At 71.9% G+C, this 791-nt stretch carries 1 protein-coding gene; it reads left to right on the top strand.

Features of this window, described 5'->3' with window-relative positions; all coding sequences use genetic code 11:
• A partial coding sequence (locus IH13_RS0109060; RefSeq protein ID WP_031082696.1) for a putative PEP-binding protein occupies positions 1 to 791 on the top strand: 791 nt, incomplete at both ends.

Below are 791 nucleotides of genomic sequence, written 5' to 3'. Positions count from 1 at the left end.
CCCCCCCCGCCGCTGCACGAGTTCCTGCCGGACATCACCGAGCTCTCCGTACGGGTCGCGCTCGCCGAGGCCCGCAAGGACGCCAACGAGAACGACCTGCGCCTGCTCCAGGCCGTGCACAAGCTCCACGAGCAGAACCCGATGCTCGGCCTGCGCGGGGTGCGTCTCGGGCTGGTCATCCCGGGGCTGTTCGCCATGCAGGTCCGGGCGATCGCGGAGGCCGCCGCCCACCGCAGGAACGCCAAGGGCGACCCGCGCGCCGAGATCATGATCCCGCTCGTCGGCACCGTCCAGGAGCTGGAGATCGTCCGCGAGGAGGCCGACCGGGTCGTCGCCGAGGTCGAGGCCGCCACCGGCACCTCGCTCAAGCTGACCATCGGCACCATGATCGAGCTGCCCCGGGCCGCGCTGACCGCCGGCCAGATCGCCGAGGCCGCGCAGTTCTTCTCCTTCGGTACGAACGACCTCACCCAGACCGTGTGGGGCTTCTCCCGCGACGACGTGGAGGCCTCGTTCTTCACCGCCTACCTGGAGAAGGGCATCTTCGGGGTGTCGCCCTTCGAGACGATCGACAAGGACGGCGTCGGCTCGCTCGTCCGCAGCGCCGTCGAGGCGGGCCGGGCCACCCGCCCGGACCTGAAGCTCGGGGTCTGCGGCGAGCACGGCGGTGACCCGGAGTCGGTGCACTTCTTCCACGAGGCGGGCCTGGACTACGTCTCCTGCTCGCCGTTCCGCATCCCGGTCGCCCGGCTGGAGGCGGGCCGCGCCGCCGCCGAGTCGAAGGGCAGCGA

The organism is Streptomyces sp. NRRL WC-3549 (assembly GCF_000721935.1).
GTDB lineage: Bacteria > Actinomycetota > Actinomycetes > Streptomycetales > Streptomycetaceae > Streptomyces.
The sequence above is the reverse complement of the archived record's forward strand: the minus strand, read 5'-3'. Positions and strand labels throughout refer to the sequence as shown.